The organism is Nocardia sp. NPDC102475 (assembly GCF_055584605.1).
The window spans coordinates 47956-60538 of the sequence record NZ_JBVJLS010000024.1 but is presented as its reverse complement, the minus strand read 5'-3'; the positions used below and the strand labels follow the sequence as shown (position 1 = coordinate 60538).

12 protein-coding genes and 1 pseudogene are annotated in these 12583 nt (G+C 67.3%); 8 read left to right on the top strand and 5 right to left on the bottom strand.

Features of this window, described 5'->3' with window-relative positions; all coding sequences use genetic code 11:
* Positions 1–59: 59 nt before the first annotated feature.
* Positions 60–503 carry an Hsp20/alpha crystallin family protein gene (locus tag ACZ60G_RS34145; RefSeq protein ID WP_465815442.1) on the bottom strand — a complete coding sequence of 148 codons (444 nt, stop codon included), beginning with the start codon at positions 501–503 and terminating at the stop codon, positions 60–62.
* A 150-nt stretch (positions 504–653) separates the two neighbouring features.
* Between ACZ60G_RS34145 and ACZ60G_RS34140 the strand changes: the two genes are divergently transcribed.
* From ACZ60G_RS34140 to ACZ60G_RS34120, 5 genes are all read left to right on the top strand, one after another.
* The gene (locus ACZ60G_RS34140) at positions 654–1478 is read left to right on the top strand and encodes an LLM class F420-dependent oxidoreductase (protein ID WP_465815378.1); all 825 of its coding nucleotides are present in this window, start codon (positions 654–656) and stop codon (positions 1476–1478) included.
* Between the two features lie 131 nt (positions 1479–1609).
* The gene (locus tag ACZ60G_RS34135; RefSeq protein ID WP_465815377.1) at positions 1610–3019 is read left to right on the top strand and encodes an MFS transporter; all 1410 of its coding nucleotides are present in this window, start codon (positions 1610–1612) and stop codon (positions 3017–3019) included.
* A 46-nt stretch (positions 3020–3065) separates the two neighbouring features.
* Positions 3066–3725, top strand: coding sequence for a response regulator transcription factor (locus ACZ60G_RS34130; RefSeq protein WP_063039141.1), 660 nt, complete (start codon positions 3066–3068; stop codon positions 3723–3725).
* 40 nt (positions 3726–3765) lie between these two features.
* Positions 3766–5190, top strand: coding sequence for a sensor histidine kinase (locus ACZ60G_RS34125; RefSeq protein WP_465815376.1), 1425 nt, complete (start codon positions 3766–3768; stop codon positions 5188–5190).
* The gene (locus tag ACZ60G_RS34120; RefSeq protein ID WP_465815440.1) at positions 5190–6095 is read left to right on the top strand and encodes a TAXI family TRAP transporter solute-binding subunit; all 906 of its coding nucleotides are present in this window, start codon (positions 5190–5192) and stop codon (positions 6093–6095) included. Before ACZ60G_RS34125 ends, ACZ60G_RS34120 begins: the two co-directional genes overlap by 1 nt.
* 3 nt (positions 6096–6098) lie before the next feature.
* On the opposite strand, the gene ACZ60G_RS34115 is transcribed toward ACZ60G_RS34120, so the two are convergent.
* Complete coding sequence (locus ACZ60G_RS34115; protein ID WP_465815375.1) at positions 6099–6452, bottom strand: metal-sensitive transcriptional regulator; 354 nt, start codon at positions 6450–6452, stop codon at positions 6099–6101.
* Positions 6453–6529: 77 nt separating this feature from the next.
* A complete protein-coding gene (locus ACZ60G_RS34110) occupies positions 6530–7354 on the bottom strand; it encodes an EamA family transporter (protein WP_465815374.1) in 825 nt (274 codons plus the stop codon).
* Between the two features lie 106 nt (positions 7355–7460).
* On the opposite strand from ACZ60G_RS34110, the gene ACZ60G_RS34105 reads away from it, so the two are divergent.
* Positions 7461–8270: an S-methyl-5'-thioadenosine phosphorylase gene (locus ACZ60G_RS34105; protein WP_465815373.1), complete on the top strand. Its 810-nt coding sequence runs from the start codon at positions 7461–7463 to the stop codon at positions 8268–8270.
* Between the two features lie 53 nt (positions 8271–8323).
* Positions 8324–9292, top strand: a pseudogene (locus ACZ60G_RS34100) (NAD-dependent epimerase/dehydratase family protein); the annotation flags it as partial.
* Between the two features lie 463 nt (positions 9293–9755).
* Here ACZ60G_RS34100 and ACZ60G_RS34095 read toward each other — a convergent pair.
* Together ACZ60G_RS34095 and ACZ60G_RS34090 are read right to left on the bottom strand one after the other, a co-directional pair.
* A complete protein-coding gene (locus ACZ60G_RS34095) occupies positions 9756–10754 on the bottom strand; it encodes a GAF domain-containing protein (protein WP_465815372.1) in 999 nt (332 codons plus the stop codon).
* 252 nt (positions 10755–11006) lie between these two features.
* Entirely contained in the window at positions 11007–11849 is an 843-nt protein-coding gene (locus ACZ60G_RS34090) for an NAD(P)H-binding protein (protein WP_465815371.1), read from the bottom strand.
* Positions 11850–11991: 142 nt separating this feature from the next.
* Here ACZ60G_RS34090 and ACZ60G_RS34085 point away from each other — a divergent pair, with 142 nt between their 5' ends.
* The gene (locus ACZ60G_RS34085) at positions 11992–12552 is read left to right on the top strand and encodes an NADPH-dependent FMN reductase (protein ID WP_465815370.1); all 561 of its coding nucleotides are present in this window, start codon (positions 11992–11994) and stop codon (positions 12550–12552) included.
* The last annotated feature ends 31 nt before the right edge of the window (positions 12553–12583 follow it).

Genomic DNA, 12583 nt, shown 5'->3' with positions numbered 1-12583 from the left:
GGGCGCTCCCGCACCGCGAATGGCGGGCACGGGCGGTGCGGGAGCATGACCCAGCGAATCTAGCCGGACGAACCCGCCTCGATCGTCCGTGGCTCGCTGGAACCGGAGATTTCGATACGGCGCGGCTTGGCCCGTTCGGCGATCGGAATCGTCACCGAGAGCACGCCGTTGTTATAGGTTGCGCTGATCTTGTCGGCATCGACATTGTCGCCGAGGCTGAGCTGGCGCATATAGGTGCCGGCAAAGCGCTCGGACGCGATCCACTGGACGCCTTCGTCACTCGGCAGGCTGCGCTGCGCGCGCAGGGTGAGTGTGCCGTTGTCGACGCTCACATCCACCGAGCCGGGGTCCACACCGGGCAGGTCGGCGTTGAGTACGTAATGATCGCCTGCCTTGAACAGATCCATCGGCATGAATCGTGGCGCGCGTGATGTCCCCATGGATTCGCCGAGCAGTTGGCGGGCAACGGTGTCGAGGTCATGGAATGGATCGAACCGGAGCACAGCAATCACCTCCATCTCACTAGCGGCGACGCCTGCCACGACGGCAAGCGCCGGAAGCTGTGCACTATCCAAATTAGCACTCCGGGATAGAGAGTGCTAACCCGATTCGAGGTCGGAATAGGAACCGTGACAGCGTGGTTGGCTCGGAACATGGCGATCGCAGATCTCGGACGGTTCGGTGTATGGCGCTACTACGGGGCATTCGCCCCGCAGGACGCGCAGGACTTGGAAGGACTCGGCTACGGCACGCTGTGGCTCGGCGGGTCCCCGCCCGCCGAATTGCCCGTGGTCGAGTCGCTGCTCGAGGCGACCGAGTCGATCACCGTCGCCACCAGCATCGTGAACGTCTGGACGGCGCCCGCGAAGCAGGTCGCGGAGTCGTTCCACCGGATCGAAGCGCGCTTCCCCGGCCGGTTCCTGCTCGGCCTCGGTGCGGGCCACCCCGAACACCAGGGCGAATACCGCAAGCCCTACGACGCGCTGAGCGAATACTTCGACGAACTGGATGCCGCGGGCGTACCGAAGGAGCGCCGTGCCCTCGCCGCGCTAGGCCCCCGCGTGCTGCGGCTCGCGGCGGAACGGTCCGCGGGCGCGCTGCCCTACCTCGTCACCCCGGAACACACCGCCCGCGCCCGCGCCGAGCTCGGTGACGGTGTGCTGCTGGCTACCGAACACAAGGTGGTCCTCGACGACGATCCGGTCCGGGCCCGTACCGCCGCCCGCCCGCGCGTCGAGTTCTATCTCGACCTCCAGAACTACGTCAGCAACCTCCGTCGCCTCGGCTTCACCGACGACGACCTGGTCAAACCCGGCAGCGACCGCCTCATCGACGCCCTGGTAGCCCACGGCGAAGCGGATGCGATCGTCGATCGCCTCTCGGCCCACCTGAGCGCGGGCGCCGACCACGTCGCCATCCAAGTCCTCGCCGACGAACCCGCCACTCTCCGCACCCTCGCACCGCTGCTCGCGAAATAGACCTGCGCCCCAACAGACGGCAATCGTCCTAAGACAGCGTTAGAAAGGGCGTCGTCCGCTTCCATCGGTGCTGTGACTGCGCACACACTGGTCTCCGACCGACGCAAGGCCGCGTCGAAGAAGGAGATCTTGTGACTACGACACAGCCTGTCGGCGAGCGCCGGGTGGTCGCGAATGTATTGCGTGGTTCCATCGGCAATCTCGTCGAGTGGTACGACTGGTATGTCTACACGGCATTCAGCGTGTATTTCGCGAAGTCGTTCTTCCCGAAGGGTGATTCGACCGCGCAATTGCTTTCCACCGCAGCGATTTTCGCGGTCGGGTTCCTCATGCGGCCGCTCGGTGGTTGGCTGCTCGGCCGCTATGCCGACAAGTTCGGACGTCGCTCGGCGCTCACGCTCTCGGTGACGGTGATGGCGGCGGGTTCGCTGCTGATCGCGCTGACGCCCGGATTCCAGACGATTGGAATCGCCGCGCCGGCACTGCTTTTGCTGGCCCGGTTGTTGCAGGGCCTTTCGGTGGGTGGCGAATACGCAACCAGCGCAACGTATTTGTCCGAGGTTGCCTCGACGGGTAAGCGTGGATTCTATTCGAGCTTCCAGTACGTCACGCTGGTCGCCGGTCAGTTGGTGGCGCTCGGCGTGCAGATCATCCTGCAGCAGTTCCTGAACAACGCGCAGATGAACAACTGGGGCTGGCGCATTCCGTTCGTGATCGGTGCGGCGGCCGCGCTGATCGTGATGTGGCTGCGGCGCAGCATGGACGAATCGGAGCACTTCGAGGCCGAGGTCGAGGCCGAACGTGATCCGGCGGCGAGCAGCGCCGGTGCGAACCAGCCCGCGCGCGGTTCGCTGCGGATGCTGCTGCAGTACCCGCGGGAATGCCTGCTGGTGATCGGGCTGACGCTCGGCGGCACCGTCGCGTTCTACACCTACACGACGTACATGCAGAAATTCATGATCAATACCTCCGGCATCTCCAAGTCGACGGTCTCCTGGATCAACTTCATCGCACTGCTGGTCTTCGTGGTACTGCAGCCGCTGGCCGGCGCACTGTCCGACCGCATCGGGCGACGTAAGCTGCTGATCTTCTTCGGCGTCGCGGGCACCCTGCTCACCGTGCCGATCATGACCGTGATCGCGCACACCAAGAATCCGATCGCTGCCTGGGCGCTGATGATGGGCGCGCTGGTCATCATCACCGGCTACACCTCGATCAACGCCATCGTGAAGGCCGAGCTGTTCCCGACCAAGATCCGCGCGCTCGGCGTCGGACTCCCGTACGCGCTGACCGTGGCGATCTTCGGCGGTACGGCCGAAACCATCGCGCTGTCGCTGAAGCAGGCGAACCATGAATCGCTGTACTTCTGGTACGTCGCCGGATGCATCGGAATCTCGCTGCTGACCTACTGGTTCATGCGGGAGACCTCGAGCGGATCCGCCATCGACGCCGATGCCGCCGCCATCGACGATATTTCGCTCACCAAGGCGGATACCTCAGCCACCGAGCCGGACCGTGGCCTCGCGGCGGCTCGACCCTGACCGCCCGACCGCACACGCCGCTCCATTGCTATGGGAGGATCGGCGTGTGCGGCTTGCGGTGGTCGAGGACGATGACGGCGTAGGCGACGCGCTGGTAGAGGCGCTCAACGCCCGCGGTTATCAGGCCGAGCGCAAGCGCCGCGGCGCCGATCTGCTCATCGCGCACCGCGGTTACGACGCGGTCATCCTGGATCTCGGACTACCCGACGGGGACGGCCTGCAGGTACTGCGCCAGCTGCGCGAGGTGAGTTCCGTGCCGGTGCTGATCCTGACCGCGCGCAGCGACGAACGCTCGATCGTGCGCGGACTGCGCGGCGGTGCCGACGACTATCTGGTGAAGCCGCCGCGGATCGCGGAATTGATGGCTCGGCTGGAGAATGTGGTCCGGCGCGCCGCCGCCGGATCGCAGCCGGAGCGTGCCGACGTGGTCACCGGCGATGTGCGGGTCGATCTGGCGGCCCGGGTGGTCGAGGTGGCTGGGCGGCCGATCGCGTTGACCCAGAAGGAATTCGAATTGGTGGAGGCATTGGTGGAGCGGCCCGGTGCCGCGGTCAGCCGCCAGCAGTTGATGGATCGGATCTGGGGTGACGCGTTCGTCGCGGTATCGCGCTCACTGGATGTGCACATGACCGGACTTCGCGCGAAATTGGACCGACCTGGGCTGATAACGACGATTCGCGGCTACGGTTACCGCTGGGGCCAGTGATCGTGCCGGCCCGAAAGACCTAGCAGGAGCGGAGCCCGGAATGCGCAGACGACTACTCGTCGCGCTGACGGTATTCGCGGCGATCGCCGTCTTCGCCTTCGCGGTACCGCTCTCGCTGACCTTCGCGACCAGCCGCACCCAGGAGTTCGTTGCCGATCGCTCCGGCGATGCCGACCGGTTCGCCAGCCTCGCCGATGCGGCGGTGGCCGAGGGGGACAGCCGGGCGCTGGCCGACGAGGCCGGGCGCTACCACGATCTCTATGGGGAAAACGTGCTCGTGGTAGATGCGCGTGGTGCGCGGACGGTGAATGCGGGCGTCGATGCGGCCGCCGATCCCGTCGAGGACGCTGTTGCCGCCGCCCGCCGCAACCAGCGGCCGCAGCCGGTGTATCGACTGACCCCGTGGAGTGCGTCGACGGTGCTGATCGCTCGTCCGGTCGGCACCGGAGTACAGGTCAACGGCGCGGTGGTGATCGAGGCATCCACCGCACGCGCCCGACGCGATATCGCCCGCGCGTGGGCGGTGATCGCGGTCGGCGCGGTGCTGGCAATGGTGGTGTTCACCATGCTGGCGCTGAGCCTGGCGCGCTGGGTGCTGCGCCCGCTGGCAGCGCTGTCGCAGGCGGTCGCCGAATTGACCGCGACCCTGCCGAAGCCACGCGCCGAGGCCGCCGCGCATGTCTCGATCGCCCGCCACCACGGCGGGCCGCCGGAAATGCGGGCGGTCGCGGAATCTTTCGATGCCATGGCATTGGCGGTCGCCGATTCGGCGGATGCGCAACGTCAGCTCGTCGCGGATACCGCGCATGCCATGCGAAACCCGCTCGCCGCCTTGACAATTCGTCTCGACTCTTTGGAAGCCGCCATTCCGGAAAGTGCGGTGGCGACATTCCGTAGCGCGGGCGCGGAGGTCGAACGGTTGACCGCGCTGCTCGATGGCCTGCTCAGCTTGGCGGTTGCCGAGACCCCAGCTGCCTTCGAGGCTGCACGCGCTCCATCTACTACTGAAATCCATTGCGACGCAGTGCAAGTTGTTGCCGATCGGGTCGACGCCTGGTATTCCGCCTACGAGAGCGCCGGGCAGGAATTGCGGGCGGAACCGCAGATCGCCGAGGCCGAAGCCGCGGTTTCCGCCGATGTACTTGCCCAGATTCTCGATGTGCCGCTGAGCAATTCGTGCAGCTATGCCGGGCCGGGCACGCAGACCGTCATCGTGGTCGACGCCGAGCCGGGCTGGGTGACGGTGACCGTCCGTGACAACGGCACCGGCGTCGAACCGGCCGAGATCGACAAGCTGACCACCCGGTTCTTCCGCGGCTCCGGTGCGTCGTCCGGCGGCTCGGGCCTGGGGCTCCCGATTGCGACGGCACTGGCCCAAGCGCGCGGCGGCACGTTGTCCGTGCTCCCCGCGCAGCCGCGCGGTCTCGCGATTCAGATCCGGCTGCCGCAGGCGGTGCAGTCGTGATGCGGCGGCGGAAGTTCCTGGCGCTCACCGTCTTCGGTGTGGCGGCCGGAGCCGTCGGATGTGGTCGGAGTCCAGAACTCGTGCGGCTGGCCTCGGGCGAAGTCGGCGGCTTCTATCACGCATTCGCGGAACTGCTCGCGGCGGTTGCCCAAGAGGAGGGCACGGTGCGCATCGAACCGGTGACGACAACCGGCTCGCAGGAAAATCTGGGGATGTTGGCGAACGGGCAGGTGGATGCCGCACTGGCGCTGGCGGATTCGGTGCAGAGTGAGCGGGCTCCGTTGGTGGCGCTCGGTCGGGTGTACGAGAACTATCTGCAGTTGGCGGTGCGCTCGGAGGGGCCGATTCAGCGGGTCACCGATTTGCGCGGGACCCGGGTCAACCTGGGGGCCGCGGGATCCGGTGCGGCGGTGACCGGTGAGCGCCTGCTGTGGGCTGCGGGCGTGAATCCCGTTTCGGATGTGGATATTTCGCATCGACCGCTGCGAGATGCGGTGGCGGGTGTGGAATCCGGTGAGCTGGATGCGCTGCTTTGGGCGGGCGGCGTGCCGACCGACGCGCTCGATGTGCCGCAGCGGTTGCGGTTGGTGGAACTCGGTGAGTTGGCCGCGCCGATGCGGGAGCGCTTCGGTCACCTCTACGATTTGGTCGAAATTCCCGCCGACGCCTACGACGGCGGTCGTTCGGTCCGCACTGTTGGCGTCGCGAATCTGCTGCTCGCCGCCCCGGCCATGTCCGATGCCGCGGCGGGGGCGATCGTCGATCTGCTCGTTTCCCGAGCGGACCGGTTGGTGCCCGCCGAGGCGGCGGGCACCCAGTTCCTGGATACCCGCTCGCTCATCGGAACCGATGCCGTCCCGTTGCATCCGGGTGCAGCCGCGGTGTACCGGCGGCGACACGGCTGAGCGTCAGGAACGCACCAGGCGAGCGATGGCGTCGGTGGCCTCTTTGATCTTGGCGTCGGCCTCGGGGCCGCCGGCGACCGCGGCGTCCACTACGCAGTGGCTGATGTGGTCCTCCAGCAGGCCCATCGCAACGGCCTGCAGTGCCTTCGTCATCGCGGAGACCTGGGTGAGGATATCGATGCAGTACTTTTCTTCCTCGACCATGCGCTGCAGGCCACGGGCTTGGCCCTCGATCCGGCGCAGGCGTTTGAGGTAGTCGTCCTTGGCGGTGATGTAGCCGTGGCCGGAATGGTCGTGGCTAGTACCCGCCGAGTCACTGCCTGGCGCGGTGTCATTGTGCGACGGGGTGGGTGTCACCGACTGTCTCCTCGCTGCTCACCGGCTTGACCGGCCTCATTAATACCCCCCTAGGGTACAGTGCTGCGAGGGCGTTGTCAGGTTACCGCGCTCTGCGCCGCGTCGGCCACGGGTGTGCGGGGCCGGTGTTCGGCGCCGCTGCGGGCAAGCGCGATGCCGCCGACCACCAGCACGCCGCCGACCATCTGCACCGGCGCGACCGATTCGTCGAGCAACAGCCACGACAACACGACCGCGAACAGCACCTCGCTCAGCAGAATCAGCGACATCAGCGTGGAGCCGATGCGCGCCGCCCCCGCTACTCCGCAGGCATACGCCACCACCGTGCTGATCGTGACCAGCAGTGTCAGCGACAGCCAGACCGGCAGGTGATGCTCGGCGAGCGCGGTGTCGGCATCGCCGAACAGCACCGGTAGCAGGCCGGTCAGGCCCAGCGTCCAAGCGGTCGCGGTGGCCACGGACAGGCCGGAGCCGAGCAGTACGACCGGGCTGAGCGAATCCGAGGTGCGCTCCGACAGCAGGAAGAACACCGCATTGCACAGCATCGAGACTGCTGCCCAGCCCAGCCCGATCAGACTGATCCCGCCCGCGCCGAAGATATCGATGACCAGCGCCGCGCCGCCGAGCGCGATTGCCGCGCCGAGAAGTGTCGCCCCGGATGGTCGCCGTCCGCGCGCGGCCCAGTTCCAGGCGATCACCGCTATCGGGGCCAGGAATTGGATCATCAGCGTCACACCGACCTGCAGGTAGGGCAGGGAAAGAAAGAAGCTGGCCTGCACCCCGGCGACCGCGATCACGCCGAACCCGCCGACGGTGCGCAGGTGGCGCGGGCTGCCGCGCAATCCACCCGGATCGCTGAGCGCGGCGAGGGTCACCCCGGCGCGCGTACGCGACGAACTCACCGACACCTCCACTACCCAACGACTCAGGTCATGATGAACGAAGGTCCAGTTGGCCGGATGTGGACCCGTCTGGCCGGGAATCGGGAACAAGCGAGAGAATCGGTGCATGAGTTTGGATGTTCGCCCCGCGCTCGCCGTGATCGGCGGTAGTGGCTTCTACGATTTCTTCGATAACGAGGCGACCACCGTCGAGGTCGAGACGCCCTACGGCAAGCCGAGCGCGCCGATCGCGGTCGGCGAAGTGGAGGGTCGCCCGGTGGCCTTCCTGCCCCGGCACGGCAAACAGCACGAATTCGCGCCGCATACGCTGCCCTATCAGGCCAATATGTGGGCGTTGCGCTCGATCGGTGTGCGGCGGATCTTCGCGCCGTGCGCTGTCGGCAGCCTGCGCGCGGATTGGGGGCCGGGGACCGTCGCGGTGCCGGATCAGCTGGTCGACCGGACCTCCGGCCGTCCGCAGACCTACTTCGACGGCGGTGGCGTGCACGTCTCCTTCGCCGACCCGTACTGCGACGAACTGCGCTCCGCGGCAACGAAATCCGCGACGGATGCGCTGCCGATGAAATCCTCGGGCACCATGGTCGTGGTGCAGGGCCCGCGCTTCTCCACCCGGGCCGAGAGCCGCTGGTTCGCCGCGCAGGGCTGGGAACTGGTGAATATGACCGGACATCCCGAGGCGGTGCTCGCCCGCGAACTCGAAATGTGCTACGCCGCAGTCGCTTTGGTGACCGACCTGGATGCGGGGCTGGAGGAGGGTCACGGTGTGCACGCGGTCGACGTCTTCGCCGAGTTCAAGAAGAACCTCGGGCCGTTCAAGGAGCTGATCCGGCGCTCGGTTTCGGCGGTCACCGGAACCGATACCTGCGACCGTTGCCGTGTCCATGCGGGAGTGTCGCTGCCGTTCGAACTACCGTGAGTTCGAGCAGCTAGTCAGGTTGGGTTCGGAACCGAACGCGGGGTGCGAATGCGATGAGAGTGCTGGTCACCGGGGCAGCCGGGTTTGTCGGGTCGCGGTTGCGGCGGGCACTGGCCGCCGCCGGGCACGAGGTGGTCGGGCTCGATCTACTCGGGCCGGATGTGGAAGTGCCGGATGGGGTGTCGCGGGTGGACGTGCGCGATGCCGATGCGCTCGAGCCGTTGCTGCGCGGTATCGATACGGTTTGTCACCTCGCCGCCGTCACCTCCGGGCCGGAATCGGCGGTGTTCGCCGCGCACAATGATCTCGGGACGGCGGTCCTGCTCGATGTGATGGGTCGGGCGAAGGTGCGTCATCTGGTGCTCGCGTCATCCATCGTGGTGTACGGCGAGGGGCGCTATCGCGGGATGAACAGCGGGCCGATCTATCCCGGGTTGCGGAGGCGGGCCGATCTGGATCGCGGCATGTTCGACCACCTGGCGCCGCGTACCGGGGAGTTGCTCACCTGGGAGCCGGTCACCGAGGACGCGCCGCTGCGTCCGCGCGGCTTCTACGGTGCCAGCAAGTTGGCGCAGGAAAACTACGCGCTCGCTTGGGGTTTGGCCAACGGTGCGGCCGTCACGGCATTGCGCTACCACAACGGCTATGGCGAAGGCACGCGCTCCGGCTTCATCGGAAACTTCCTCGCCGCACTCGATCAGGGCCGCCCGCCATTGGTCGACGAGGACGGCGGACAGGTCAGGGATGTGGTGCACGTCGACGACATCGTGGCCGCCACCGTGGCCGCCGTCGACCGCCGCCCACCCGGCTTCGTCCCCCTCAACATCGCCTCCGGCCACCCCATCACCATGTGGGAAGTCGCCTCGATCATGGCCAAAGCCCGCGGCGGCCCGGCCCCCGTGGTAACCGGCCGCTACCTCCTCGCCGACGCCCGCCACCTCGCCGCCGACCCCGAACGGGCCAGGCGCGCACTGGGTTTCACCGCCCGAATCCCACCCATCCACGGCCTAGCCGAACTCGCTGCCCCCGCGGTCGAGACCACCACACCCCAACGGGAACCCGCTCCACTACACGTGCGAGCCGCACCGCCGCCGACCGCACCCCAGCAGCAGGTGCACCCGGCCCCACGGGCCGCCGCGCCGATCGCGCGGCCAGGCTCCCGCCCGGATGCTCCGGCGCCGAACGTGAATGCGCCCCGGCCGGAGCCGATGATCGAGAGTGCCGGACCGAATATGCGGACGCCTGCACCCCAACCCGAGTCGGCGAAACCGGAGGCCGGCGCGGGCTCGCCGATCTGAAGGCGGTTGCGCCCCGCCAGAGCGTTGCAAGCGCGCGATCTCTTGGCGGTGGTGCTCTCGGGGTGTTCGGCGACCGGCTCGATGCCCTCGACGATGGTCCGCGCCCGCTGGGTGCCGATCGCGGTCGCGGTGATCGGGGTCGGCAAAGTCGGAGGTTGCGTCGATCGGGTCTGGGTTCGGCGGGTGCTCAGGCGAGGCCGGGGTTCTCGACGATTTCGAGTTGGACCAGGACGAATTCGGGAGAGGCGGAGTTCGGGGTGCCGCCGGGGAGGGGGGAGATTTCCAAGTGGGCGATGATCCAATCGTTGTTTTCGCCGGCCAGGCGGACGGCGCGGAGTTGGTGGTGTGCTGCGCCGGAGCGCATCGCGTTGCGGGCTTCGATGATTCGGGCGCGGTCCGCCGGATGCGGGACGGTGCGTTCGTCGGTGCCGGCCCAGCGCATTGTCGGAACGGGTTCGGTGACCCAGCGGATCAATCGGATCTGGGCGGTGTCCACGATCGCGAGGTAGAGGTTGGGTTGGGCGCGGCGCAGCATATCGAGGGCGGTCGCCTCGAAGGATTTGCCTTGCGGCGCAACGCTATCGGTGACGTCGACCGCCAGGCCGCGCCAGCGGTGCCGGTCGGCGGAGGTATCCGCGTTGCGGGTGGCCACCAGTATGGAGCGCGGGCCCGCCTTCGAGTGCACGGTTGCCGTCCCGAGCCACCGGGAATCGGGTTCGGATCGAGTCAGGTTCGCGACGAAATCCAGTGCGCCGTCGAATCGTTCGACCATCTCGAAGATTTCGGCACCGACCCAGCGTGTGCGGTGGGGCGCGAAATCCGGCCCGAGTCCCTGCATCAGCGCGTCCACACGGCGGGTGCGCGCATCGACCAGAAACGGCGCAACCCCGGGCGCGGGCGGGGGATCTCCGGGGCCGACCCAGAGATGGATCGCGTACACCTGCTCATCCGGACCCGATATGGGCACGGCCCGCACACGCCGCTGCGACCATGCCTGTCGCGAAGTCGGCAGCACCTGATCCACGACCGATCCACTCGCACACGCGGCAGCGACCAGCGGCTGCAACCGACTGGGCACGGCCCGCTGAAACGACTTCCATTCACGCGGCGTAGTACCGATGGCCAACACCGACCAGCTGTCGACACGGCCGAGCGTTTCGATCAATAGCCAGCGCTCGATGATCACTTCGTCCCCTCCCCATCTCGAACCTACGCCACGATCACCGCTGATAGCCAATGCATATCGTGCACGATTCGAACGGGGGCAGCCGGGATTCCGCAGCACTGTTTCGATTGCGACCGTCGCGGGTGGGTGAGCTGCGTCTGGCGACGTTGTGAGCGCGCGGCTCGACCGTAAAGGTGTGTGTTTCGGGCGGGCGGCTGCGTCGGGGAGATGCGGTGAGGAATGAGCCTGCCGTCGAATAGATACTGCGATCGGTCACGCCTTCGGGGGAGCGAAGGCGTCGGCGTGGGCGTGGGCCCACTGGTCGAAGGTGCGCGGTTCTCGGCCGGTCACTTCCCGCACGGTGGGGTAGACCTGGGATTCATCGAGGGTGCCGTCGACGAAGAAGCTCCAGAATGCGTCGACGTAGTGCTGCGGCATGGAGGCCTCGAGTTCGGCCCGGGTTTCCGCATTCGTCAAGCCCTGGCAGACAAGTGGCCGGTTGAGCACTTCGACGAGCACCGCGACCTGATCGGCGGGCACGAGCGCTCGCGGGCCGGTCAGCTCGAGGACGCGCCCGGCCAGTCCGCCGCCGGTCAGGGCGACCGCCGCGACGGCCGCGATATCGGCGGGATCGATTGCGGCGACCGGTACATCGGGGAACTGGGCGCGGATCACATCACCCTGTTCGAGTTGCGGCAACCAGCGCAGCGCATTCGACATGAACGAGCGCGGGCGCAGAAAGGTCCACGCCAGGCCGGATTCGCGCACGTCCCGCTCGGCCTGCGTCATATAAGCGGAGACCGCGTTGTTCATATCCTCGAGTGCCGCCGAACCACCCGAAAGCAGCACGATGTGCTGGACGCCCGACTTCTTCGCGCGGGCGAGCAGGTCCGGGGTGTCGGCGTAGCCCGGCAGCAGGAACATTCCGGTGGCCCCGTCCAGGGCTTCGGTCAGGCTTTCCGGCTGGTTCAGATCGCCTGTCACCGCCTCGACACCGGCGGGCAGCTGTGCCCGCGCGGGATCGCGGACCAATGCGCGCACGGCAGCGCCGGATTTGCTCAGTGCCGCAACCAGTTCCGTGCCGATATTGCCGGTCGCGCCGGTCACCAGGATCATGTCGTTTCCTCCAGAGTCGCACCGGGTTGCCCCGTCAATCATGCGGAATCACCGAGCCGCGCGCCGGCCGATCCCGCGAATGAATCGAGATCGCCGCGCCCGCCTCGACCGTACCGTCGGCACACCGAGTTAGGCTCGCGCAGTGGATACTCCGCTACGGCTAGAGGTCATCGTGGCCAGCACGCGCCCGGAGCGATTCGCTCCGGTGGTCGCCGACTGGTTCCTGCGCACGGTCCGGGCGACCCCCGAATTCGACACCGGCGTCATCGACCTCATAACCACCCCACTGCCGACCGACCTGACCTTCACAGCCGAGGTCGAGGCCTATCGCCGGCGCCTGGCCGACGCCGACGCCTTCGTCGCCATCACCTCCGAGTACAACCACGGATACCCGGCGTCCCTGAAAACCGCCTTCGACAACGCGAAACACGAATGGCGCGCCAAACCCATCGGCTTCGTCTCCTACGGCGGCCTCTCCGGCGGCCTGCGCGCCGTCGAACAACTCCGCCAGGTAGTCGCGGAAATCCACATGGTCTCCATCCGCGAAACCGTCAGCTTCCATCAGGCCAAAAGGCGATTCGACGAATCAGGCGACACCCAAGACGGCGCCGCCATAGATGCCGCCGATCGCCTGATCCGCCAATTGGCTTGGTGGGCAAGAACTCTCCGCACCGCCCGCACCACAGACCCCTACCCAGGCTGACCATCGGGAGCAGAACCCATCGAGGGCAGTC

What these genes read in the sequence shown, in the direction of transcription:
- ACZ60G_RS34090 (WP_465815371.1), bottom strand. Translation starts at nt 11,849, where the DNA reads ATGATCCTGGTGACCGGCGCGACCGGCAATATCGGCACGGAACTGGTT.
- ACZ60G_RS34120 (WP_465815440.1), top strand. Translation starts at nt 5,190, where the DNA reads ATGCGGCGGCGGAAGTTCCTGGCGCTCACCGTCTTCGGTGTGGCGGCC.
- ACZ60G_RS34125 (WP_465815376.1), top strand. Translation starts at nt 3,766, where the DNA reads ATGCGCAGACGACTACTCGTCGCGCTGACGGTATTCGCGGCGATCGCC.
- ACZ60G_RS34140 (WP_465815378.1), top strand. Translation starts at nt 654, where the DNA reads ATGGCGATCGCAGATCTCGGACGGTTCGGTGTATGGCGCTACTACGGG.
- ACZ60G_RS34105 (WP_465815373.1), top strand. Translation starts at nt 7,461, where the DNA reads ATGAGTTTGGATGTTCGCCCCGCGCTCGCCGTGATCGGCGGTAGTGGC.